Genomic DNA, 22,222 nt, shown 5'->3' with positions numbered 1-22,222 from the left:
AAAAAAAAGCATGTGGCACTCACATGCTTTTTAGTGGCTGGGTATTAGAAACGGTAGCTGACACCTAGAGATAGGCTCGATGTATCCAAGTCACCCATATCAAGGTATTTGTAGCCAAGGTTAACTGCCATGCCGTTATCCCAGTCATATTGCCAACCTGCTTCAGCGACAAAGCCGATACCATCGTCGGTAATTAATTTAGTGCGGCCACGAGTGATTTCGTAATCGTAATAGTTTGCACCTAATTTGCCGTAAAAGTAGCTGTTGTCGGAAATTTGATAGTAGCCCTTTGCCGCAACGACAAAGTTATCAAATTCTAAGTTATCGGCGCCAAGGCCAAACAAAGTTTTGTTGTTTTGCGTACAGGTAAACTTGCGATCATTTTCGTCTTCACACTTCCAATCATCTAAATCTTCACCGCTGTTATAACCTAATTCAAGCGCCAAAATGGGCGTAAAGTGATAGTTGTAATACAGATAGGCTTGGCCTACACCATCGCCATCTTTACTTGAGCTTTTATAAGAAGCACCACCGCCAGCGATGTCTAAACCAACGCGATGTGTCTCGTTATTTTGTTCTGCAAAAGACGATAAACTTGTTGTGAGTAATGCAAGAGATAAAAGTGCTTTAATTTTCATAATCAATGTCCGTTGTGGTTAACTTGAGGACAGTATAAATAGAGGGAGTGTCAAGGTCTGTTGGGGGGCTGTCATAAAGTGTAAGAAGGCGTCGAATTTGGTTTTCTTTATTTTACAAATATAAATAGTTGCACTTGTTAAGTGCTTTTTGTCGTCTTGGGTTTTGCAATGAATGTTTGATATTTTTGTATGGTTGTAAATGTCAAAATTGCAGCAATAAGTCCACTCCATAGGTGATGCATGACCAAGTGACTTGCAATGAACATAGGCACGTCTTGCCAGCCACCAATTAACAAAAGTTTACTGAATAGCAGCAAGTATCCGAGTAAGTGTGCAAAGAGCACAAGTTTAAATGATTTAACGAATTTGCTTTTCGCATTGACTGATAGAGCGGGTATGTTGAAGCGTAGCGCGAGGATAAAGACAGATGAGAGCACAATACTGACAATACCTAATCCTAATAATGAGGTTTTTATCAAGACGATGGAGTAGATAAAAGCAAGTAACATGAGTCTGCCTAACAATCGCGGAATACGCAGTTTATATATGCTTAGGTTTTGAGTCTATTCGAATTATTCTAAGGATTAGGTAGTGATTTTCTGAGTGATCGCTCTATACTAAAAGCCGATTTTTTCAATAGTTTGTAAACCGATGTAACATTACCCTATATTTTCGCGACATGTTTCGCTATAAATGCAATGTTATGTCGTAGTAAATTTGAATAAAACAATAACTATTACACTAATTAAGACCAAGTTGGGAACTAGGGAAATGAAATTCGCTTTTAAGGATTTTTTGTTTGATAGCAAAGAGCTAAAGCTTTATAAAGATGACAGAAAGCTAAATTTAAAACAAAAACCTGCTCAGATATTGGAGTTATTTTTATCCGCTCCTCAAACCATCCACAGTAAAGAAGACATCTTAGAGAAGGTATGGCCAGATAGAAAAGTAACAGATCAGGTCGTATTTCAAAACATTGGGCATTTACGAGCTTTGTTTGGTGATGATGCCATCAAAACCTTTTCACGAAAAGGGTATCAATGGCAGATCCCTTGTACGGCTTTTGAAGGGACTGCAGCACCCCAGACTTCATCGCAGGCTTCACCCGAGACAGCTACCCATGAGTCGACTAAGCCGGATGTAAAACCGGTGGAAGAAGAAACGGTAGTGACTGAAACACCTTCTGAAGTGTTCGAAAGGCCTGGATCGAGTAGCAGCAAGCTGCCGATGTTTGGGCTTGCGGGTGTACTTGTGTTGTTAGCTTTAGGTATCTACTTTACGTTATCGTGAGTCAAATTTACTAGAGTTGAGGTTGTGTCATGTTGCAAACGTTGTATATCACGGGGGCTGGGGTGAGTGCCGAAAGTGGTATTCCGACTTTTCGAGGAGAGGATGGGTTTTGGACGATAGGTTCGGCTAATTACACTCCTCAAGAAATGGCAACGCGAGCAATGTATAAATCGCAACCGGTGGAATTCTTAAAGTGGTATTACCATCGTTTTGTGAGTTATCGTAACCATGGCCCCAACCAAGTTCATCAATGGCTTAGTGATAAAAACCTGATCACACAAAATATCGACGGTTTAGACGGTAAAGCGGGCAATAAGCACTTTATTGCTATCCATGGACGTGTCGATCAGGTGACACCCTTTCATACACAAGGAGAGCCCACCGAGTGTTATACAGCTCCTTGGGATGAGGTAGATGAAAGTCGATTAGCAGAGTCATTGTTAGCGCTGTTTAAGATTGCTCGACGAGGACCTGAAAAAGGCGTGTCACTTAAACCCTATGTATTGTTATTCGACGAGTACTACACTGATCTTTATCGTATTAGCGAAGCTCAGTCACGAATGTATGCCGCGGATAGAATAATTTTTATGGGCACCTCCTTTAGTGTCAATATCACTCAAATGGCTTTGGAAATTGCAAGGCACAAAGCAATCCCGATAGAAGTGGTTGACCCAAACCCTGCGCATTTACTCTACGGTCAAGTCACTTATCACCGTATGACGGCAAGTGAATACATCGCTAGATTGCAAGCCTCTTAACCAAAAGTTTGGAAAAGTTAGCCTGCGTTGCCTTGATAGTAAGTGGCTAGCAGGAATTGTTTATATTCACTGAGTCGGCTTTGCTGTATGAGGTGTGACTCAATCACTTTGGCGTTGTGGTTTTCCATTGTGCTTATATGCTGCCTTTCGATTTCCATCAAGCCAAGTAACGCGCTTAATTCTTGAATGCTAAGTGGCGCAGTATGGCTATTAAAAGCTAAGTAGCATTCTAGAGGTGTTAACTTTTTTGCATTTCTTTGACTCAGCGCATTTTGAAGTAACTCTTTGCTTTCAAAGTGCAATAAGGTTCTAAGGTAATTTAGACCGTTATCTTTCGCGGACATTTGCGATAAAAGAATGTGTAAGACGTTATTCCCTTGTGGGTTGAGATTGTTGATTTGCTCAGTTTGGATCAAAGGTGTTGAGAAAAAGGCAAACTTCTCCAAGGAGTTAATCGCAGCTATCATCGCTTCTGGAAAGCGTGCTGCTTGTAAGCAAACACTCGCTATATCTTGATAGTGACCATAGAGTGCACCATTACTTTGTGCACTTTGAAAAAGAAACTTGAGGACCTCAATCTGCTCCTCTTTGGTCACCCGTGCGTACACGGCTTTTATTTTTTCTATATCCGCGCTTTTTAACGCTAACAAAAACTGAGTTAGACAATTATTCGACATACATAGAACCACAATTTATTATTTAATGCTCACGCAATATGATAGCCTACTTGCCTGCTGTTTTGCTCAATTTATAACGATAATAACAAAGAGACGATGACGTGTTGCACTTTAAGATAATACTGCTTACTTGTTGCCTACTACTAAGCCCACTAGTTCACGCTAATGAGCGTTTATATGATGCTTTTATAAAAGAAGTTCAGCAACAAGAAACACGTGATAGCGCGCTTCAAAAAGTCGACCAAGTATTAGAGTCAGGCTTAACGCCTGAGGAAATCGCTGACGTTCACCATAAGACCACAGTTGCATTAAAAAACGGTTTCCAGCTCGAAGAGGCACATAAATGGGTGGATCGTTTTAAACAGGTATTACTCTCGCATCACTTACCCGAATATGAAGCTAAATACTCTTTAACGTATGGTGACCTCATGCTTAATGAGGGAAGATTTGGTGACGCCGTTAATCATTTACAGGTCGCGGTTACTCAGCTTTCTGAGCTAAAAATGTATCGCTTGCTTAGCCATGCGCATCGCTTTCTAGGTTCTGCATATACTCAAAATGGTGATTATAAAAACGGCGTAAAGAGCTACGAAAGGTCGATTGAAATTGCAAGAAGTCATGAGCTCCCAGAGTTGCAAATATTGGCGATTACTCAGCTTGCAGATACCTATTCAGAGTTATCCTTACCTGACAAAGCCCTTGAGCTATTACAACAATCAATCGCGGTGCTAAAAAGCCAAAAACAGGAAAGTATCGTTTTACTTGGACAGCTTTACTATAACTTGGGGGGCGCGCACCAAGTGATTGGCGACCATGAAAAGTCATTAGCAGCCTATCAAACTGCGTATGACTATGACATTAAAGCGGGCAGTGTGGTTTACTCGGCCTATACCTTGATCCGTATTGGTCGTGAACAAATGCAGTTAACCCAATATAAAAATGCGGAAGCGTCGTTTGAAAAAGCATTTACGATTTTCGAAGAGAGCGGCCACACCAGAAATCAGGGCTGGGCGCTGAGCAATTTGGCTGAAGTTAAATTAAAAGCAGATGAAAAAGCTAAGGCCAAAGAATATGTTGAAAAGGCGTTAGAGTTAATCGATCCGGTACAAAGCAAAGTGCTTTATCAAGAGACGATGACTACCTATGCGCAAATTGTTTTACCTGAGCGAGCCGATTTCTTTATAAAAAATATGGAGCAAATTATTGCTCAAGATGAGGTCCAGCCTGGCCTTGAAGTAAGCGCTTTGCGGGTGTTAACAGACGCCTACAGCGCGAAAGGTGACTTTGAATCTGCACTTAATTATCACCAGCAATATGTGGAATCGAAAGTTTCTCAGCTTAAAAAAGAAGCGAGCCAAAAAGCCTTAGCCTATCAGATGGATACCGAGTATCAGAAAAATCAGTATGAGTTACAAAGTTTAAAAGCACAGCGTGATGTAGAGCTGGCTGAACAGCGCGTCCAACAAATAGTAACGGCAGCAGTGGTGGGAGTTTTGGTAGTTCTACTGAGCGCGTTTTTGTTACTGGCGAGAAACAAACGTCGCGCACTGGAACTTGAAAAACAGCTACTCAACAAAACCTTGGACTTGAAGCAGCAATTACTTGCTGATATTTCTCATGAATTAAGAACGCCGCTTACCGTACTTAAACTACATATTGAATCTCTGGAACATAATTTGGTGGAAAATCCAAAGCAGAGTTACAAAGTGCTTAACCGCCGTCTCGATACTCTTAACACACTAATTAAAGATATCTATGAACTCGCGCAGGCAGATACCGGCAGCCTTAACTTAGCGTTAGAGCGCGTCAATGCCAAACAAGCGTTTATTGGCTTTGTTGAAGATATTGATGATTTTGTAACGGATGAAGGGCTTGAGTTTAATGCCAATATTGAACTACCAGATGAACTGGAGATCGACATTGATGTAACTAGGTTCGCTCAGGTATTTAATAACTTGGCTCGTAATAGCGTGAATTATACCGACAAACCAGGAGAAGTCTCCGTGGATATTTGCTATCAAAACCAGCAGATCCAATGTCTTATTGAAGATTCAAGCCCTGGTGTCGGCGATGAAGCTTTGGGCAGATTGTTTGAACGTTTGTTCAGGTGTGACAAGTCTCGTAGTCGAGACCTTGGTGGCTCCGGCTTAGGTTTATCTATCTGTCAAAAGCTGGTTGAATTGCATGGTGGCAGCATCACTGTTGCGCACAGTGAATTAGGTGGGTTGAAAGTGAGTGTTATTATACCTTGTGAGTAACATCATAAAGCCGCTTCCAGCAGAAGTTATATACTGCATGTAGAAGCGATTTTACATTGTGATACAGTAAAAGCTCGCCGCATAAAGCGGCTCCCACCTATGGTTATGTACTGCGTGTAGGAGCGATTTCACATCGCGATATGGCACAAAAGCTCGCCGCATAAAGCGACTCCCCCTGTGGTTATATATCGCGTGTAGGAGATTTTACATCGCGATATGGCACAAAAGCTCGCCGCATAAAGCGGCTCCCACCTGTGGTTATGTACTGCGAGTCGAAGCGACTTCATATCGCGATATGGCACAAAAGATCGCCGCGTAAAGCGACTCCCACCTATGGTTATGTACTGCGTGTAGGAGCGATTTTACATCGCGATATGGCACAAAAGATCACCGCGTAAAGCGACTCCCCCTGTGGTTATATATCGCGTGTAGGAGATTTTACATCGCGATATGGCACAAAAGATCGCCGCATAAAGCGGCTCCTACCAGAGGTTATATATCGCGTGGAGGAGCGATTTTACATCGCGATAGCTACAACACCGTAACTACAAAAAGTTGCGTTCAAACCGCTTAAGCACTATAGGCTTTACCTTTGCGGCGGCGAGTATCAGCATAATAAAAGCGACAATAAACCAGATGGGGCGATTACCATGCTCTGCATACCAGCTCACTCCACTAATTAGTTTTACATCACTTTTCAGTATATTGGCTTCGAATTGTGGAATGGTATGCTGAACTTTGCTAAGTGGATCGTAAACACCGGTTATACCATTGTTCGTTACGCGGATTAATGGGCGCTGTAATTCTAAGGCACGCATGCGAGCGATCTGCATATGCTGATGCGGGCCGTGGGAATCTCCAAACCAAGCATCGTTGCTCACAGTAAAAAGAATATCTGACTCAGAGGTAAAGTTACCTCTGACAAGCTCGCTAAACGCGATTTCGTAGCAAATAGCGGGTAGCACATGTAAACCATTCGCAAGTAGGTTTGGCTGTACCGCTTCACCTCGGGTAAACGACGACATCGCTAAGTTAAAGAGAGGCGCAATAGGGCGTAATAAGTCTTCGAACGGAACAAACTCACCAATAGGCAACAACTGGTGCTTCTGGTAGCGGTTTTTATGCAGATAGTAATATTGCCCTTCGCTATCTTCTTTTTCTTTTTTACCAAGTGTGATCAGCGTGTTGTACGCGGTTCTGGTATCAAACTGATAGTCAGGAATACCCGTTATTAGTGCAGTGCCATTAAACGCGGCAGCTTTGTCCAGCCCTTCTAAAAATGGGTAGGCGATATCTTCGAATTCCGGAATAGCTGCTTCTGGCCACACCACTAAGTCAACGCCTTGCCAGTTAGGCCTGGTCATATCTCGGTATTTAGACATGGTAGGCCAAAACTGCTCGGGTTCCCAGCGCAAGCTTTGCTTAATATTACCTTGCACAAGTAAGGCAGTGATTTCATCTCCTGAGTATTTCAGCGGGCCTTGAATTATCGGTACACTGTATAGACCAGCAATACCTGCAAAACTGACTATGGTGAGATAAATCGCACGCTGTTTAAACAGATAGTAAAGATTTGCTGTCGCTAAAATAACTAACAATGTTAAGCCAAATTCACCGATCCAAGGGGCTAAACTGCCCAGTGACGAGTCAGTTAAGGTGTAACCAAAGCTAAGCCAAGGGAAGCCAGTAAGCATGTGGCCTCGCAACCACTCGGTAATGGCAAAACCCGCAACGAGTGCCAACACTCGTTGCCACGGTGTGCGAGTAAAGTAGCTGGCAAAAACAAATGCCACTGTCGGGTAGATGGCAAGATAAGCACATAGCAATGCCATCAATAGTACCGAGACAGGTAAGGGTAAACCACCAAATTCAGCGATAGAGACATGCACCCAGCTTATGCCAAGGGCAAACCAGCCAAAGCCAAATAAAAAGCCATATTTAGCCGCGAGCTTTGGACTGGGCTTATCGGTAAGCCAAGTTGCTATAATCAAGCTGACAAAGGCGATAGGCCAAAAGTCAAAAGGGGAATAAGCAAAAGTAAGTGCACAGCCAGAAATGAGTGCTAGCCATGCAAACTTATCTTTTGCGAGATTACTCAGGTTAGATACTAGAGTCTTCAACATGTTCAGATTTAGGTAGACTTACTTGAATTTGTAAGATCCTCCGGTTATCGGAGTTAGTTACCTTAAACTGAAGGGGATCTATGTCTATGGTTTCACCACGACTTGGCATATGGCCAAAGGCATGAAGAATAATACCACCTATGGTATCGGCTTCTTGGGTGTCGTAGTTGGTTTTGAAGAACTCGTTGAATTCATCCAACGGCGTGAGCGCTTGCACGGTATAAACATGTTTAGATAGCTGACGAATATCTTGTTGTTCTTCGTCGTCATCATGTTCATCTTCGATTTCACCAACAATGGTTTCGAGAATATCTTCGATGGTAACCAGTCCAGATACACCGCCATATTCATCAATCACGATAGCCATATGGTAACGTCTTTGACGGAATTCGTTGAGCAGCGTATCGACACGCTTACTTTCAGGCACGACCACTGCTGGGCGAAGATATTCGCGGATACTTGGCAAATCGCTCTCTTCGCGCAAAATCAAAGGTAAGAGATCTTTGGCAAGTAAGATGCCTTCTACGTGGTCTTTGTCTTCACAAATCACAGGAAAACGCGAGTGTGAAGATTCAACCATCATAGGGAGTTGAGCACTGAGCGGCTCATCCACATCAAGTGTAATCATTTGCGAACGCGGGATCATGATGTCACGTACTTTCAGCTCTGAAACGCTGAGTACACCTTCCATCATGTCCTTGGTTTCTGGGTCAATCAGCTGGCGTTCTTGTGCATCAGCGATAACTCCAGCGAGTTCTTCTTTATTTTGGGGTTCCCTTGCAGCATCTGTGTGATGCGTCCCAGCCAGGTCTTGCTAGAAGAACCCTGACTACTTTGCGAGTTATCGTCGCTCATTAGTTGTATCTACTCCGTTAATTTAACAATCGTCTCTGTAAGGATCTGCGATATTCAAAGAAGCGAGAATTTGCTTCTCTATTGTTTCCATTTCTACCGCGTCTTGTTCATTTATATGGTCAAATCCAAGTAAATGCAAGCAACCGTGGATAACCATATGGGTGAAGTGGTCATGGAAGGTCTTTTCTTGCTCTACGGATTCTTGGTATACCACTTGGGGACAGATAATTAAATCACCAATAAGTGGTAACTCAATCCCCGGTGGTGCATCAAATGGGAAAGACAACACGTTGGTTGGCTTGTCTTTGCCCCTGTATTGGCTATTGAGCTCTTGGCTTTCGTGCTCGTCAGCGATGCGAATAGTTAATTCTGCTTCTTCGCGAAATTGCGTTAATGCTTGTTCTGCCCATAATTGAAATTGTGCCTCGGATGGCAAGTTGTCAAACTCACAAGCCAATTGCAAATCTAGCACTAAGTCCATGGTTTATTCCTCAGAAAGTTGCTGTTTCGCTTGTTGCTTTTCAGCTTTAGCGAGGCGTTCTTGTTCTTCTTTCTTCTCGTATGCTTCGACGATACGAGCAACCACAGGGTGTCTAACTACATCGTGAGATTTAAAGAAGTTAAATGAAATTTCTTCTACATCATTGAGTACTTCAATTGCATGACGAAGTCCAGAGCGCGCGCCACGAGGTAAATCGATTTGCGTGATATCACCGGTGATCACCGCTTTTGAATTAAAACCAATCCGCGTTAGAAACATTTTCATTTGTTCAGTGGTGGTATTTTGGCTCTCGTCTAAGATAATAAACGCGTCATTGAGTGTTCGACCACGCATATACGCCAAAGGTGCAACTTCGATTACATTTTTTTCGATTAAGCGCTCAACTTTTTCAAAACCAAGCATCTCGAATAGGGCGTCATAAAGTGGACGAAGGTAAGGGTCGATTTTTTGTGTTAAATCACCTGGTAAGAAGCCCAGCTTTTCACCAGCTTCAACCGCTGGACGAGTGAGTAGGATGCGACGGATCTCTTGACGTTCTAGTGCATCAACCGCTGCTGCAACAGCAAGGTAGGTTTTACCAGTACCCGCAGGACCAACACCAAAGGTAATATCGTGAGTTAAGATATTAGCAACATATTGGCTCTGATTTGGATTACGAGGCTTAACCACACCGCGACGAGTCTTAATATAGACTTCTTTGTCCCACACGGTTGGGGCGTCTTGTTCAAGTACGTTCGCTTCTGTGATGGCGAGATGAACCTGAGCTGGTTCGATTTCTGTCATTTTTCCTTTCACAGGCTGAGTATCAACATATAGAGACTTTAGAATATCCACAGCAGCTTTTGCCGTTACCGCTTGTCCGGTGACTTTAAACCAATTGTCACGGTGCGCGATTTCAACTCCAAGGCGACGTTCTATTTGTTTTAGATTTTCGTCGAACGGACCACAAAGTGAAGAAAGGCGGTGATTATCTGCGGGTTCTAAGTAAATTTCTATATTCTTTATCTGATTACTCAAAATGTCTTCCTATAAAAATGACGCTAGCCGAAGCTAGCGCACAATTTAAAAATGCTAGGGGGTAAAAGTACCAACACCTAATTCATTAATTTCAGGTTCTTGTGGCGCTTTATTTAAGATATCCGACGGTTTTACGTCACGACGTAAATCCATTTCTGCTTCAGTACGGATAAGCTCACCACGTAACGAGTTTGGTAACGCCTCAGTAATACGTACATCGACGAATTGGCCGATCACTGAGTGTGGACCTTCGAAGTTTACAACGCGGTTATTTTCGGTTCTACCACGCAGTTCCATTGGGTTTTTCTTCGATGGGCCTTCAACCAAAATACGCTGCTCGGTATCGTGCATCTTACGGCTGATATCTTGCGCCATTTGGTTGATACGGTTCTGTAGAATATACAGGCGTTCTTTCTTTTCTGATTCTGCAACATCATCAGGTAAGTCGGCTGCTGGTGTGCCAGGGCGCGCCGAGTAGATGAAACTAAAGCTCATATCAAAGCCGATATCATTAATCAGGTTCATCGTTGCTTCAAAGTCTGCGTTTGATTCACCAGGGAAACCAATGATGAAGTCCGAAGACATGCTTAGGTTTGGACGGATCTTACGCAGCTTGCGGATTGTTGACTTGTATTCAAGTGCAGTGTGACCGCGTTTCATTAGGTTTAGAATACGGTCTGAACCACTTTGCACCGGTAGGTGTAAATGGTCAACAAGCTCCGGCACATCCGCATAGGCTTCAATGATATCTGGTGTAAATTCAACCGGGTGCGATGTGGTGTAGCGAATACGGTCAATACCGTCAATTGCTGCAACGTAGCGAATTAAGTCAGAGAAATAGCAAATTTCACCATCGTGCATTTCACCGCGGTAAGCATTTACGTTCTGACCGAGTAAGTTCACTTCACGCACGCCTTGCTCTGCAAGCTGAGCAACTTCAAGGATCACATCATCTAAAGGGCGGCTCACCTCTTCACCACGTGTATAAGGTACAACGCAGAAAGTACAGTATTTAGAGCAACCTTCCATAATCGAAACAAATGCACTCGGGCCTTCAGCCTTTGGCTCAGGGAGACGGTCGAACTTTTCAATTTCAGGGAATGAAATATCAACGACAGCACCTTCTTTGCTTTGCACCTGTTTGATCATTTCAGGTAGGCGGTGCAATGTTTGTGGGCCAAACACGATATCAACAAATGGAGCACGCTGGCGAATGGTGTCGCCTTCTTGTGATGCTACGCAGCCACCAACACCAATAACAAGATCAGGTTTTGTGTCTTTTAGTAGTTTCCAACGACCAAGTTGGTGGAATACTTTTTCCTGTGCCTTCTCACGAATCGAGCAAGTATTGAGTAGGATCACATCAGCTTGCTCAGCTTCTTCTGTAAGCTGATAGCCATTTGTTGAATCCAAAAGATCCGCCATTTTCTGGGAGTCATACTCGTTCATCTGACAACCCCAGGTTTTAATATGCAGTTTTTTACTCATTTAAATATTGCCTCGTTTACAACTCGGTGTTTAGCACTACGCGTTTCTCGTGCAGGCGATGCTGAATTGATATCATTATGCCTAAAGGACGCGTATTTTATATGACCTATCTTGTCTAGCCAAGTATAGATTTTAACTTTCAAAATGTGGATCAATACAGGGTGTTTTAAGCAAACATCTGTTTTTATATGCGTTACAATGTGCAAAGACTCAATTAAGTGGAATATGGCATGAAAAACAAGGCTCTGATAGTCGGTGGTGGCATGGTTGGTGCGGCGTGTGCTGTGAAGCTAGCGAAGCAAGGTGTTGACGTAACTATTATTGAACATTCTCCCATCTCACCTAGTGCAATACTCGCGAGCGATAAGGTAGATATTCGTGTTTCTGCTATCAATCGCTTTTCCGAGCAGCTACTCGATGAACTCGGTGCTATGCCTGTGTTAAGAAGTACCAGAGCCGCGGTTTACAAGCAGTTAGAAGCCTATGAGGATAAGCCAGGACAATTGGTATTTGATTGTGAAGCACTAAACGCCTCGCACTTAGGCCACTTAATTGAGAATAACCTCATTCAAGCTGCACTGTGGCAGCAGTTTAAGGAATTTGATATCAAAGTGGTTTCACCAGAAGGAATTCCAAACCGCATTATTCATGATGACGACTCCGTGACGATTGAGTATCAAGCTGCATCCTTTACCGCAGATCTGTTAATTGCTGCTGATGGTGGCCGTTCTATCGTCAGACAAATGAGTGGCATAGGTGTGACGGGTTGGCAATATGAACAACATTGTATGGGGCTGCTGATTAAACTTGATGCACCGCAACAAGAAAAAACGTGGCAGCAATTTAAGCCATCAGGCCCCATTGCCTTTTTACCTATGCAGTATCCGTATGCCAATCTGATTTGGTATGACAACGGCAATAAACTCAATTTACTTAAGCAACTAGATAAGCAGGCGCTAAAACAAGAAGTAAAAGCTGCATTTTTTGAGCTACCTGGTGACTTTGAGATTGAAGAAGTCGCGGTTTTTCCTTTAGCTAGGCAACATGCTAACCAGTATGTGAGCGAACGAGTGGTATTAGTTGGAGATGCAGCCCATACCATAAATCCATTAGCAGGGCAGGGAGTAAACCTTGGCTTTAAAGACGTAGTCGCGCTTGCTGAAGCGATTGAGTCAAAAGAAGACATAGGTGATAGCATCGCACTACATCATTACGAATCAAAGCGTAGGAAAGACAACCTCTTGATGATGAGTATGATGGATGTGTGTTATTTTGGTTTTTCGAACCAAGTAACACCTTTAAAGCATTTGAGAAATCTGGCACTGAGTGTGGCGAATAAAGCCGGGCCGCTAAAAAAAGAAGTACTTAAGCATGCCATGGGAGGTGTTGGTTTTTAATCTTTGCTCTCTTCACGGAGCGTGTTATACCAATTTACTTATACCAATTCGCTTAATTAAGTGACCTTTTTGAAGGGGCAAGTATTAAGGTAAATTAGTATTACTGCACGCTTCATTATTTAGTGCCGAGATCATCTCATCAGTGTTAGCTTATCGACGACATACATCAAGGTATTAATATCAAATTTGCCATCTAGCCTTAATAACCAATCACTGTTGGGCTGCAAAATGTAAGCAGTTTGAACTCCTAAAGGTCTGATAGAAGAAAAAATATGTTTTGCTCCGTGAGTAGCGGTAAATACATTTGCTTCGTCTATAACACCAAGTTCAGCACTGATTTTCTGCATGTCTTCACTCTGTATATCGAAAGTGCCATTGAAAGCTCGTGTCATAAACTCAAGAGGTGTTAAATCGTATTTGTTAGGTAGACCAGCAAGCGCGGTAGCGCCAGTTATCCAGCTTAACGTTAGTTCAGAAGAGTTGTCGCTAATCACAACCGAGTAGGTATCGCTAGTGAAGGTTTGAAATGAAACTTTTTGTGCCTGCTCTGAGGGCTGACAGTAGCTAAAATGCTTGAGTGCTATTTCTATGTGTGATGGAGAGCAAATTGAGCTAGCCCTTGCTTCTACAAAGCTAGGTATACTGAAAATGATTAATGAAAATAGAAGAAATAAAGACTTTAGCACTTTCTTTCCTAAGATGAAGAAAGTTTGAAAGTAACATTAGAAAAATGAGCTAGGAATGAATAAAGAGGAAAGAAATTGTTACTAAATGGTGCGGAAAGAGAGACTTGAACTCTCACATCCGAAGATACTGGAACCTAAATCCAGCGCGTCTACCAATTCCGCCACTTCCGCACAGTAGATATATTATTTGTAGCCAACACCTCAATGAGATGGCTGGAGTACCAGGATTTGAACCTGGGAATGGCGGGATCAAAACCCGCTGCCTTACCGCTTGGCGATACTCCAGCAATAGAGGTAAGTTCAAACCTTATTTAGCCCAGATTTGAGTTAGGCTATCTTACCGCTTCCACTTCGTGTCGAGACGATACCCAGCAATAGAGGTAAGTTCAAACCTTATTTAGCCCAGATTTGAGTTAGGCTATCTTACCGCTTCCACTTCGTGTCGAGACGATACCCAGCAATAGAGGTAAGTTCAAGAGTTTGAGTTCTACTTGAAAGAACATGGTGCGGAAAGAGAGACTTGAACTCTCACATCCGAAGATACTGGAACCTAAATCCAGCGCGTCTACCAATTCCGCCACTTCCGCACATCTTTTTGCATTAGTTATAGGAACCTAAATCCAGCGTCTATATCAAGACAACTGCCAATTCCGCCACTTCCGCACATCTTTTTGCATTAGTTATAGGAACCTAAATCCAGCGTCTATATTAAGACAACTGCCAATTCCGCCACTTCCGCACATCTTTTTGCATTAGTTATAGGAACCTAAATCCAGCGTCTATATCAAGACAACTGCCAATTCCTCAACTTCAGAAAGTTGGCTGGAGTACCAGGATTTGAACCTGGGAATGGCGGGATCAAAACCCGCTGCCTTACCGCTTGGCGATACTCCAACGAAATAAAATCTTTTTTAGTTCTGATTTAAAAGAACATGGTGCGGAAAGAGAGACTTGAACTCTCACATCCGAAGATACTGGAACCTAAATCCAGCGCGTCTACCAATTCCGCCACTTCCGCACATCTTTTTGCATTGGTTATTGGAACCTAAATCCAGCGTCTATATCAAGAAATCCGCCAATTCCAAAACTTCCGCATTTGTAAATGGTGGCTATGCCCTGATTTGAACAGGGGACCCCATCATTATGAGTGATGTGCTCTAACCAGCTGAGCTACATAGCCATTGGCTGGAGTACCAGGATTTGAACCTGGGAATGGCGGGATCAAAACCCGCTGCCTTACCGCTTGGCGATACTCCAACGAAAATTTGATTGTTTTAGTTCCAATCGAGAACATGGTGCGGAAAGAGAGACTTGAACTCTCACATCCGAAGATACTGGAACCTAAATCCAGCGCGTCTACCAATTCCGCCACTTCCGCACATCTTTTTGCATTAGTTATAGGAACCTAAATCCAGCGTCTATATCAAGACAACTGCCAATTCCTAAACTTCAGAAAGTTGGCTGGAGTACCAGGATTTGAACCTGGGAATGGCGGGATCAAAACCCGCTGCCTTACCGCTTGGCGATACTCCAACGAAAATTTGATTGTTTTAGTTCCAATCGAGAACATGGTGCGGAAAGAGAGACTTGAACTCTCACATCCGAAGATACTGGAACCTAAATCCAGCGCGTCTACCAATTCCGCCACTTCCGCACATCTTTTTGCATTAGTAATTGGAACCTAAATCCAGCGTCTATATCAAGACATCTGCCAATTCCACTACTTCCGCACATTTTTGCTAGCTAGATGAGTTTTGGTAGTAGTTAAAGTATGGTGGCTATGCCCTGATTTGAACAGGGGACCCCATCATTATGAGTGATGTGCTCTAACCAGCTGAGCTACATAGCCATCTCTTTAACTTCTCATCATCGCTGATGCGGGGCGTATTATGCGTATATGCCCCCAAGCCGTCAACACCTTTTTTGCAAAAAATCAGCTAACACAGTTTGTTTGCAGATAAATTAAGCGAAACGGCCTGTTTTTATATCAAATCATGCGGGGCAATTGCAAATTTTTAACAAAACCTGTTAATTTTTATTCCTTTGGTGTCTTTAACTTACTCAGAAAAACAAGGTACTTATTTGATTAAAAAGCAGAGTTGATAAAACTAAAAAGGAGCCGAAGCTCCCTTTATTGAAATAGCGTGTAGTAACTATGGTTACACGTTAAATAAGAAGTTCATCACATCGCCATCTTTTACGATGTATTCTTTACCTTCTTGACGCATTTTACCTGCGTCCTTTGCACCAGACTCACCACGGAATTCGATATAATCATCAAAGCCGATAGTTTGCGCACGAATAAAACCACGCTCAAAGTCAGTGTGGATTTTACCAGCTGCTTGAGGTGCTGTCGCGCCAACCGGAATAGTCCATGCGCGTACTTCCTTTACGCCAGCTGTAAAATAAGTTTGCAGTTTCAACAACTCATAACCACCACGGATCACGCGGTTTAGACCCGGCTCTTCTAAGCCTAAGTCATCCATAAACTCTTTCTTGTCTTCTTCTTCAAGTTCAGAAAGTTCGGCCTCGATAGCTGCACATACAGGGATCACAACTGCGTCTTCTGCAGCTGCAATTTCACGTACTTTGTCTAGGAATGGATTGTTTTCAAAGCCATCTTCATTAACGTTGGCGATGTACATGGTTGGCTTGATAGTTAAAAAGTTTAGGTAGCTTATTGCTGCTGCTTCTTCTTTATTTAGTTCAAGTGAGCGAAGCGTTAAGCCTTCGTCCAAGTGCGCTTTCACTTTTTCAAGTACAACTAGCTCAAATTTCGCGTCTTTATCGCCGCCTTTCGCTTTCTTCGCGTTACGTAAAACCGCGCGATCAGCAGTATCCATGTCTGCAAGTACCAGCTCAGTGTTGATAACATCAATGTCTTCAGCAGGGTCGATTTGACCAGCAACGTGAACGATATTTTCATTTTCAAAACAGCGAACTACGTGACCGATAGCATCCGTTTCACGGATGTTTGCCAAAAATTGGTTACCTAAACCTTCGCCTTTTGATGCACCTTTTACCAAACCGGCAATATCCACAAACTCCATTGAAGTTGGGATAGTACGCTGAGGTTTAACAATTTCAGCTAGCTGGTCAAGACGAGCATCTGGTACTGGTACTACACCGGTATTCGGTTCGATAGTACAGAAAGGAAAGTTTGCGGCCTCAATGCCCGCTTTAGTCAACGCATTAAATAAAGTAGATTTACCTACGTTAGGTAAACCAACAATGCCACATTTAAAACCCATAGTGTTTATTCCTAAATTTCTACCGTATTATCTCAAGCTCGCAGCATGGCGAACGAGAAGCTTAGGTATTACTCAATCAATCGCAGCAGTGAACTGTTACGGTTTAAATGAATGTAGTCGATTTTGCGCTTTTAACACACCGTCTTTTGCGAGTATTTCCATACATCGGACTGCTTCATCCACAGCGGCATCCATTTTTTCTTGGTCTGCTTGTGGTGCTTTGCCTAAAACCCACCCTGTGACTTTGTCTCTGTGTCCTGGGTGACCAATACCAACACGCAATCGCATAAATTCTTTGTTGTTTGCCATTTTAGCGATTATGTCTTTTAAGCCATTGTGACCGCCGTGACCACCACCTTTTTTGAGTTTGGCGATACCGGGTTCTAAATCCATTTCATCGTGAGCAACAAGAATACTCTCGACAGGGATCTTATAAAAATTGGCAAGACTTGCGACCGCTTTACCACTTAAGTTCATATAAGTAGTAGGGATCAGCAATTTAAACTCTTGGTTATTGATGAGCACTTTGCCGGTGAGGCCGTGATGCTTAGCGTCTGGTTTTAGGAGGCAGTTGTATCTTCTGGCTAGTTCTTCTATAAACCAAGCGCCAGCGTTATGACGGGTGTTTGCGTATTCGGGGCCTGGATTTGCCAGGCCCACAAGCATTTGAATATTATTCAAGGTGCTAACACCTGAACAATTACTCAGCTGCGTCTTCAGCAGACTCTTCAGCAGGAGCTGCTTTAGGAGCGTTTACTGAAACAACTGCTTGGTCGTGATCTGCACCTTTAGCAAGTTCAACTGAAACAACGCCAGCTGGAAGCTTGATATCAGATAGGTGTAGAGTTTCGCCAACAGCTAGAGTCGCTACGTCAACTTCGATGAACTCAGGAAGTCTTGCTGGAAGACAAGTGATTTCAATTTCAGTTAGTTGGTGAACGATTGTGTTGCCACCTTTAGTTGCTTTCTCTTCGTTGATGAAGTGAACAGGAACTTTAGTGTGAAGCTTTTGAGAAGCATCAACGCGTTGGAAGTCTAAGTGAGTGATCTTAGGCTTGTACGGGTGACGTTGCATATCTTTAAGAATTGCTTCAACAGACTCACCGCCGATGTTTAGCGTAAGGATGTGAGTGTAGAAACCTTCGTCTTCTTGCGCTTTTAATACTTTGTTGTGGTCAAGAGTTAGTGAAACTGCATCTTTACCAGCACCGTATAGGATTGCAGGAACTTTGTCAGCGCGACGTAGGCGGCGGCTCGCACCAGTACCTAGGTCAGAACGTACTTCAGCGTCTAATTTGTATACAGACATGGATGTCTCCAAAATAATTTAAGTTAATGTGTCAGAGAGCTCGCGACCAAGCTCCCTGCCTAAAAAAGGCGCGCCAATATACCACTAACGCACCTGCAAAGAAACCTATAAAACAAAAAAAGCACCAGAGGTGCTTTTTGGCTAATCAGTTTTGGTGTCGATTAGTGTTGAAACATCGCAGAGATTGACTCTTCGTTGCTGATACGGCGGATAGTTTCAGCCATCATATCTGCAAGTGTTAGTACTTTGATGTTATCAAGCGCTTTCAATTCATCAGAAAGTGGAATTGAATCAGTCACAATAACTTCATCGATAACTGAGTTGCGTAGGTTTTCCGCAGCATTGCCCGAAAGCACTGGGTGGGTTGCGTAAGCGAATACGCGTTTTGCACCGTGCTCTTTAAGTGCAGCAGCAGCCTTACACAAAGTACCGCCTGTATCTATCATGTCATCGACAATGATACAGTCACGACCAGCAACATCACCAATGATGTGCATAACTTGAGAAACGTTAGCCTGTGGACGACGCTTATCAATGATCGCTAGGTCTTTATCATCTAACAGTTTTGCAATCGCACGAGCACGAACCACACCACCGATATCAGGTGAAACTACTACTACATCTTCGAACTTACGCTCTTTCATGTCTTCGATTAGCACTGGGCTACCGAATACATTGTCAACAGGTACGTCGAAGAAGCCTTGGATTTGTTCTGCGTGTAGGTCAACGGTAAGAACACGGTCAACACCTACGCTTGAAAGGAAGTCTGCAACAACTTTAGCAGTAATTGGAACACGAGCAGAGCGCACGCGGCGGTCTTGACGTGCGTAACCGAAATAAGGAATAACGGCTGTGATACGACCAGCAGATGCACGACGTAGCGCATCAACCATGACGATTAACTCCATTAAATTATCATTTGTAGGAGCACATGTTGATTGGATGATGAATACATCTGAACCACGAACGTTTTCGTTGATTTGAACGCTAATTTCACCGTCGCTAAAACGGCCAACAACGGCATCACCTAACTCAATAAATAAACGTTTTGCAACTTTTTGAGCTAGCTCAGGTGTTGCGTTACCAGCGAAGAGCTTCATGTCGGGCACGGTAGGGTTCCTCAGGCACTGAATTTTTTGGACTAACATGCAATGACCATGAAATAAAAAAGTCAAAACAAGCTAACTTAAACAATTTACTTCTAGTTTTGCCAAGCGCGCAATTGTCGATGACAAATTGACTCACTTGTATTTTGGGCAATAAAGCCCAGCCAAGATGAAGGTAGAGTTTCGAGCACACGCAGCGCTGCCTCACGATTTTCAAACTCCGCGAAACAACAAGCTCCAGTACCAGTCATTTTGGTTGGTGCATATTTTAGCAACCACGCGAGGGTCTTTTCAACCTCGGGGTAAAGCTTTTTGACAAGAGTTTGACAGTCGTTGCCCGTATCCGAGAGTTTCCAACCGCTTTTTAGCTTAGGCGTATTGCGTGGTAAATCCGGATGAGTAAAGACTAATGCTGTGCTGACATGAACGGGTGGCGCGACCACTAAATACCATTTCTGAACGATGTCAATTGGCTCTAGTTGCTCTCCAACGCCGTGGGCTACAGCTGTTTTACCTTCAACAAAAACAGGTACATCGGCGCCTAGCTGGAGACCGAGTTTTGCAAGTTCTGGGATAGTAAGCTGACATTGCCACAGCGTATTGAGTGCCAATAAAGTTGTGGCAGCATCAGACGAACCACCACCAACACCCCCACCCATGGGAAGCTGTTTATTTAAGTGAATATCGACACCAGCAGTTATTTTTTTATAGGGTTCAAGAACTTTGGCGGCTTTATAAATGAGGTTATCTTCAAGTGGAATACCTGCGGTGTCACCACAAATGACGATTTCCTGCTGGTTACTGGTTAGCGTAAATGCTAATTCATCACCAAAATCTAAGAAAGTAAATAAAGTTTCTAGTTCATGGTAGCCGTCTTCTCGACGGCCATTGATATGCAAAAAAAGATTTAATTTTGCCGGAGCGCTTAGCGTCAATGTCTTCATTTAAACTGCCATGAAGTGATTAATACTTTGACCTCAATATTGGTCGATGAGAGTTTCATGCGGCTAGGCAGCCACATTCCGTCTTGCATTTTATATTGCTGATAGGTGATTTGCCACACTCGGCCAGATGGGCTTTGCCACTGTGCATTGCGTATTCTGCCAAGGTCATCAAGTTCACTGGCTGGTGCTTCAACTAAGCCCGTTAGCCACTGAGGGGCTTGATTTACCGGAAGGGAGAGGCCGCTCAGACGCTTAACGAGGTCACTACTGTCCATGCCTTTATGGACATTGTCTTCAAAGGTCAGCTCCGAATGTGTGTCTAATTCTTCTAGCTCGAATATGCGGGTGCCAACAAAGCTGGTTAAAATCAGATTTTGTTTATCTTCTTTTAAATACCAATTAAAGTTAGCTGATTGACGATTGTCTGGGGCAATGAATGCAAGTTTACCTCTCGCTTGCCAATTTTTTTGTTGTTTTAGCGTAGATTGCCAGTCTTGTGCTACGTTTTGCTGAGGTAATTGTTGCGCACAACCGGTTAAAATTAATAAAAATATGAGTAAAATCAAATGAAGTTGTCTCAAAGGTCTTTCCTTACTTTCCATATTCGATTGATTTTTGATAAAATTGCCGGCTTTAAAGCAGGGCTCGAGCAATACTGGCATCTATGACCATCATCGCACTTGGTATCAATCACAAAACCGCGTCTGTAGAATTACGTGAAAAAGTGGCGTTTTCTCCAGAACAGCTTACAGAAGCATTGCACCAACTCCAACATTCTTCGCAGTTTAAAGAATCTGTGATTGTGTCGACCTGCAATCGAACCGAGATCTATTGTAGCCTTGAGTCTGCTGATCCCCAAGTACTACTCGGTTGGTTGTCAGATTTTCATAACATAGAGCAACGAGACTTAACAGAAAATGTCTATGTGCATATGAATCAAGATGCGGTGAACCATTTAATGCGAGTTGCCTGTGGTCTCGATTCATTGGTTTTAGGTGAACCACAAATTCTAGGGCAAATTAAACAAGCTTTTAGTACAGCCAAACAACACCATGCAATTCAGCCAACATTCGAGCGCTTGTTCCAAAAGACTTTCTCGGTGGCTAAGCAAGTGCGCACCGAAACCGATATTGGTGCAAGTGCTGTCTCAGTGGCGTATGCCGCTGTTAATTTAGCAAAGCATATTTACGGTCAATTGGATAAAACTCAGGTTTTGTTAATTGGTGCCGGTGAAACAATTGAGTTAGTTGCTAAACATTTATCGCAGCATAATCCAAAGTCAATCACAGTCGCGAACCGCACAATTGAGCGCGCACAAAACCTAGCAAAAGAAGTTGGCGGTAGTGTTATTTCACTGGCACAGTTGCCAGATGCGCTACCAAGTGCAGACATTGTTATTAGTTCAACTGCGAGCACCTTACCAATTATCGGTAAGGGAGTGGTCGAGCAAGCGCTTAAAAAACGTCGCCATAAACCCATGTTATTTATCGATATCGCTGTGCCTCGCGATATCGAAAGTCAAGTGTCGGAGCTGGATGCTGCTTATCTTTATTCAGTTGATGATCTGCAGGCGATAGTCAATGAAAACTTGGCCAGTCGTGAACAAGCAGCCATTGAAGCGCAGCAGATCATTGATGTACGCACGCAAGAGTTTTCCGAGTGGCAACGTTCGCTACATTCAGTGGATGTAATTCGGCAGTATCGACAAAGCGCACAAGAAATTAAAAATGAGCTCGTGGACAAAGCACTAAATCAGCTACAATCGGGCAAAGAAGCAGATAAAATTATTATTGAATTAGCAAATAAGCTGAGTAATCGACTAACACACGCACCAACACGCGCCATTCAAGAGGCCGCGAAAGAAGGCGATATAGATAAGTTAGCGCAACTCAAGCAAACATTAGGTATTGAGCAGGAATAACG

Annotated in this window: 19 protein-coding genes, 11 tRNA genes and 1 pseudogene; 5 read left to right on the top strand and 26 right to left on the bottom strand. The window is 43.2% G+C overall.

Annotation, left to right across the window (positions count from 1 at the left end):
• Window positions 1-44: 44 nt before the first annotated feature.
• Together B1L02_RS13440 and B1L02_RS13435 are read right to left on the bottom strand one after the other, a co-directional pair.
• Complete coding sequence (locus B1L02_RS13440; RefSeq protein ID WP_088531430.1) at window positions 45-638, bottom strand: porin family protein; 594 nt, start codon at window positions 636-638, stop codon at window positions 45-47.
• A 137-nt stretch (window positions 639-775) separates the two neighbouring features.
• A complete protein-coding gene (locus B1L02_RS13435) occupies window positions 776-1,147 on the bottom strand; it encodes a hypothetical protein (protein WP_088531429.1) in 372 nt (123 codons plus the stop codon).
• A gap of 262 nt (window positions 1,148-1,409) precedes the next feature.
• Here B1L02_RS13435 and B1L02_RS13430 point away from each other — a divergent pair, with 262 nt between their 5' ends.
• Both B1L02_RS13430 and B1L02_RS13425 read left to right on the top strand, forming a co-directional pair.
• A complete protein-coding gene (locus B1L02_RS13430; RefSeq protein ID WP_088531428.1) occupies window positions 1,410-1,928 on the top strand; it encodes a winged helix-turn-helix domain-containing protein in 519 nt (172 codons plus the stop codon).
• 32 nt (window positions 1,929-1,960) lie between these two features.
• Window positions 1,961-2,686 carry an SIR2 family NAD-dependent protein deacylase gene (locus B1L02_RS13425; protein WP_174694577.1) on the top strand — a complete coding sequence of 242 codons (726 nt, stop codon included), beginning with the start codon at window positions 1,961-1,963 and terminating at the stop codon, window positions 2,684-2,686.
• A 17-nt stretch (window positions 2,687-2,703) separates the two neighbouring features.
• Here B1L02_RS13425 and B1L02_RS13420 read toward each other — a convergent pair whose 3' ends face one another.
• A complete protein-coding gene (locus B1L02_RS13420) occupies window positions 2,704-3,363 on the bottom strand; it encodes a hypothetical protein (protein WP_088531426.1) in 660 nt (219 codons plus the stop codon).
• Window positions 3,364-3,464: 101 nt separating this feature from the next.
• Between B1L02_RS13420 and B1L02_RS13415 the strand changes: the two genes are divergently transcribed.
• A complete protein-coding gene (locus B1L02_RS13415) occupies window positions 3,465-5,621 on the top strand; it encodes a tetratricopeptide repeat protein (RefSeq protein WP_088531425.1) in 2,157 nt (718 codons plus the stop codon).
• 545 nt (window positions 5,622-6,166) lie between these two features.
• Here the strand turns inward: B1L02_RS13415 and lnt are convergent.
• The 5 genes and pseudogenes from lnt to miaB all read right to left on the bottom strand — a co-directional run bounded on the left by lnt (window position 6,167) and on the right by miaB (window position 11,606).
• Window positions 6,167-7,744 (bottom strand): apolipoprotein N-acyltransferase, encoded by a 1,578-nt coding sequence (gene lnt / locus B1L02_RS13410; RefSeq protein ID WP_088531424.1) that lies wholly within the window; start codon window positions 7,742-7,744, stop codon window positions 6,167-6,169.
• Window positions 7,722-8,599: pseudogene (gene corC / locus B1L02_RS13405) on the bottom strand (CNNM family magnesium/cobalt transport protein CorC). Before corC ends, lnt begins: the two are co-directional and overlap by 23 nt.
• Window positions 8,600-8,621: 22 nt before the next feature.
• Window positions 8,622-9,080, bottom strand: a complete 459-nt coding sequence (gene ybeY / locus B1L02_RS13400; RefSeq protein ID WP_088531423.1) for an rRNA maturation RNase YbeY — start codon at window positions 9,078-9,080, stop codon at window positions 8,622-8,624.
• A gap of 3 nt (window positions 9,081-9,083) precedes the next feature.
• Window positions 9,084-10,118 (bottom strand): PhoH family protein, encoded by a 1,035-nt coding sequence (locus tag B1L02_RS13395; RefSeq protein ID WP_088531422.1) that lies wholly within the window; start codon window positions 10,116-10,118, stop codon window positions 9,084-9,086.
• Between the two features lie 54 nt (window positions 10,119-10,172).
• On the bottom strand, window positions 10,173-11,606 hold the full coding sequence (gene miaB, locus B1L02_RS13390) for a tRNA (N6-isopentenyl adenosine(37)-C2)-methylthiotransferase MiaB (RefSeq protein ID WP_088531421.1): 1,434 nt from the start codon (window positions 11,604-11,606) through the stop codon (window positions 10,173-10,175).
• A gap of 230 nt (window positions 11,607-11,836) precedes the next feature.
• Here miaB and B1L02_RS13385 point away from each other — a divergent pair, with 230 nt between their 5' ends.
• Entirely contained in the window at window positions 11,837-13,003 is a 1,167-nt protein-coding gene (locus B1L02_RS13385) for an FAD-dependent oxidoreductase (protein WP_088531420.1), read from the top strand.
• 131 nt (window positions 13,004-13,134) lie between these two features.
• Here the strand turns inward: B1L02_RS13385 and B1L02_RS13380 are convergent, their stop codons facing one another.
• The 18 genes from B1L02_RS13380 to lolB all read right to left on the bottom strand — a co-directional run bounded on the left by B1L02_RS13380 (window position 13,135) and on the right by lolB (window position 20,880).
• Window positions 13,135-13,689 (bottom strand): hypothetical protein, encoded by a 555-nt coding sequence (locus tag B1L02_RS13380; RefSeq protein ID WP_088531419.1) that lies wholly within the window; start codon window positions 13,687-13,689, stop codon window positions 13,135-13,137.
• Between the two features lie 86 nt (window positions 13,690-13,775).
• Window positions 13,776-13,860 (bottom strand) — tRNA-Leu (locus tag B1L02_RS13375).
• Window positions 13,861-13,899: 39 nt separating this feature from the next.
• Window positions 13,900-13,974, bottom strand: a tRNA-Gln gene (locus tag B1L02_RS13370).
• A gap of 217 nt (window positions 13,975-14,191) precedes the next feature.
• Window positions 14,192-14,276, bottom strand: a tRNA-Leu gene (locus B1L02_RS13365).
• Window positions 14,277-14,508: 232 nt separating this feature from the next.
• A tRNA-Gln gene (locus B1L02_RS13360) sits at window positions 14,509-14,583 on the bottom strand.
• Window positions 14,584-14,622: 39 nt separating this feature from the next.
• A tRNA-Leu gene (locus B1L02_RS13355) sits at window positions 14,623-14,707 on the bottom strand.
• Window positions 14,708-14,792: 85 nt separating this feature from the next.
• Window positions 14,793-14,869 (bottom strand) — tRNA-Met (locus B1L02_RS13350).
• Between the two features lie 2 nt (window positions 14,870-14,871).
• A tRNA-Gln gene (locus B1L02_RS13345) sits at window positions 14,872-14,946 on the bottom strand.
• 36 nt (window positions 14,947-14,982) lie between these two features.
• Window positions 14,983-15,067: transfer RNA gene (locus B1L02_RS13340), tRNA-Leu, on the bottom strand.
• Between the two features lie 80 nt (window positions 15,068-15,147).
• A tRNA-Gln gene (locus B1L02_RS13335) sits at window positions 15,148-15,222 on the bottom strand.
• Between the two features lie 36 nt (window positions 15,223-15,258).
• Window positions 15,259-15,343: transfer RNA gene (locus tag B1L02_RS13330), tRNA-Leu, on the bottom strand.
• 118 nt (window positions 15,344-15,461) lie between these two features.
• Window positions 15,462-15,538, bottom strand: a tRNA-Met gene (locus B1L02_RS13325).
• Between the two features lie 310 nt (window positions 15,539-15,848).
• Window positions 15,849-16,940: a redox-regulated ATPase YchF gene (gene ychF, locus B1L02_RS13320; RefSeq protein WP_088531418.1), complete on the bottom strand. Its 1,092-nt coding sequence runs from the start codon at window positions 16,938-16,940 to the stop codon at window positions 15,849-15,851.
• 96 nt (window positions 16,941-17,036) lie between these two features.
• Complete coding sequence (pth, locus tag B1L02_RS13315; RefSeq protein ID WP_088531417.1) at window positions 17,037-17,621, bottom strand: aminoacyl-tRNA hydrolase; 585 nt, start codon at window positions 17,619-17,621, stop codon at window positions 17,037-17,039.
• A gap of 19 nt (window positions 17,622-17,640) precedes the next feature.
• Entirely contained in the window at window positions 17,641-18,249 is a 609-nt protein-coding gene (locus B1L02_RS13310) for a 50S ribosomal protein L25/general stress protein Ctc (protein WP_010607355.1), read from the bottom strand.
• Between the two features lie 161 nt (window positions 18,250-18,410).
• The gene (locus B1L02_RS13305) at window positions 18,411-19,358 is read right to left on the bottom strand and encodes a ribose-phosphate pyrophosphokinase (RefSeq protein WP_010370444.1); all 948 of its coding nucleotides are present in this window, start codon (window positions 19,356-19,358) and stop codon (window positions 18,411-18,413) included.
• Window positions 19,359-19,450: 92 nt separating this feature from the next.
• Entirely contained in the window at window positions 19,451-20,299 is an 849-nt protein-coding gene (ispE, locus tag B1L02_RS13300; protein WP_088531416.1) for a 4-(cytidine 5'-diphospho)-2-C-methyl-D-erythritol kinase, read from the bottom strand.
• Entirely contained in the window at window positions 20,296-20,880 is a 585-nt protein-coding gene (lolB, locus tag B1L02_RS13295) for a lipoprotein insertase outer membrane protein LolB (protein WP_157757244.1), read from the bottom strand. Before lolB ends, ispE begins: the two co-directional genes overlap by 4 nt.
• Window positions 20,881-20,963: 83 nt before the next feature.
• Between lolB and hemA the strand changes: the two genes are divergently transcribed.
• Window positions 20,964-22,220 carry a glutamyl-tRNA reductase gene (gene hemA / locus B1L02_RS13290; RefSeq protein WP_088531414.1) on the top strand — a complete coding sequence of 419 codons (1,257 nt, stop codon included), beginning with the start codon at window positions 20,964-20,966 and terminating at the stop codon, window positions 22,218-22,220.
• The last annotated feature ends 2 nt before the right edge of the window (window positions 22,221-22,222 follow it).

The sequence above is a fragment of the Pseudoalteromonas piscicida genome, assembly GCF_002208135.1.
Lineage (GTDB): Bacteria > Pseudomonadota > Gammaproteobacteria > Enterobacterales > Alteromonadaceae > Pseudoalteromonas > Pseudoalteromonas piscicida_A.
This window is presented reverse-complemented; position numbering and strand designations above follow the sequence as displayed.

What these genes read in the sequence shown, in the direction of transcription:
- B1L02_RS13440 (WP_088531430.1), bottom strand. Translation starts at nt 638, where the DNA reads ATGAAAATTAAAGCACTTTTATCTCTTGCATTACTCACAACAAGTTTA.
- B1L02_RS13435 (WP_088531429.1), bottom strand. Translation starts at nt 1,147, where the DNA reads ATGTTACTTGCTTTTATCTACTCCATCGTCTTGATAAAAACCTCATTA.
- B1L02_RS13430 (WP_088531428.1), top strand. Translation starts at nt 1,410, where the DNA reads ATGAAATTCGCTTTTAAGGATTTTTTGTTTGATAGCAAAGAGCTAAAG.
- B1L02_RS13420 (WP_088531426.1), bottom strand. Translation starts at nt 3,363, where the DNA reads ATGTCGAATAATTGTCTAACTCAGTTTTTGTTAGCGTTAAAAAGCGCG.
- lnt (WP_088531424.1), bottom strand. Translation starts at nt 7,744, where the DNA reads ATGTTGAAGACTCTAGTATCTAACCTGAGTAATCTCGCAAAAGATAAG.
- ybeY (WP_088531423.1), bottom strand. Translation starts at nt 9,080, where the DNA reads ATGGACTTAGTGCTAGATTTGCAATTGGCTTGTGAGTTTGACAACTTG.
- miaB (WP_088531421.1), bottom strand. Translation starts at nt 11,606, where the DNA reads ATGAGTAAAAAACTGCATATTAAAACCTGGGGTTGTCAGATGAACGAG.
- B1L02_RS13385 (WP_088531420.1), top strand. Translation starts at nt 11,837, where the DNA reads ATGAAAAACAAGGCTCTGATAGTCGGTGGTGGCATGGTTGGTGCGGCG.
- ychF (WP_088531418.1), bottom strand. Translation starts at nt 16,940, where the DNA reads ATGGGTTTTAAATGTGGCATTGTTGGTTTACCTAACGTAGGTAAATCT.
- B1L02_RS13310 (WP_010607355.1), bottom strand. Translation starts at nt 18,249, where the DNA reads ATGTCTGTATACAAATTAGACGCTGAAGTACGTTCTGACCTAGGTACT.
- ispE (WP_088531416.1), bottom strand. Translation starts at nt 20,299, where the DNA reads ATGAAGACATTGACGCTAAGCGCTCCGGCAAAATTAAATCTTTTTTTG.
- hemA (WP_088531414.1), top strand. Translation starts at nt 20,964, where the DNA reads ATGACCATCATCGCACTTGGTATCAATCACAAAACCGCGTCTGTAGAA.